General features: G+C 65.9%; 2 protein-coding genes. One reads left to right on the top strand and one right to left on the bottom strand.

What is annotated here, in order from left to right; translation table 11 throughout:
* The coding region (locus JZ792_RS43735) for a transposase (protein WP_216918451.1) at positions 1 to 207 on the top strand (207 nt) is incomplete at its 5' end.
* A 25-nt stretch (positions 208 to 232) separates the two neighbouring features.
* On the opposite strand, the gene JZ792_RS43740 is transcribed toward JZ792_RS43735, so the two are convergent.
* Positions 233 to 431: HAD family hydrolase (locus JZ792_RS43740; protein ID WP_498044276.1), on the bottom strand; the 199-nt coding region annotated here is incomplete at its 5' end.

The raw sequence follows: 431 nt of genomic DNA on the forward strand, positions 1-431 counted from the left end.
GCCGGGGCCGCACCCAACATCCCGCCCAAGATCAACCGCCGCTGGAAGCCGTGCTTCTCACCCGTGCTCTATCGTGGGCGCAACGCCATCGAGCGCATGTTCGGCCGCCTCAAGGACTTCCGCCGCATCGCCACCCGCTACGACCGCTTGGCGACCAACTACCTCGCCGCCGTCTGCCTCGCCGCCACTGTCAGCTACTGGTTATGAGTCCGGACGCTAGCTCGGAAGCCGTTCAAGACGCCGACAGCACGTCGGGCAAACCCTTCAGATCGTCCAACTTGGCGTGCGGCGGCCAGTCTGGGTTCAGCGGCTCGCCGACCCGGTCGATCCACACGGACCGGATGCCGAGTTCGTGGCAGACCTTGAGGTCGGTGTACTGCCCCATGCCGACGTGCACGGTCTCCTCCTTCGTCACGCCCAAGGTCGTGTAG

Origin of the sequence: Nocardia noduli (assembly GCF_019038455.1) — a bacterium.
Taxonomy (GTDB): domain Bacteria; phylum Actinomycetota; class Actinomycetes; order Mycobacteriales; family Mycobacteriaceae; genus Nocardia; species Nocardia noduli.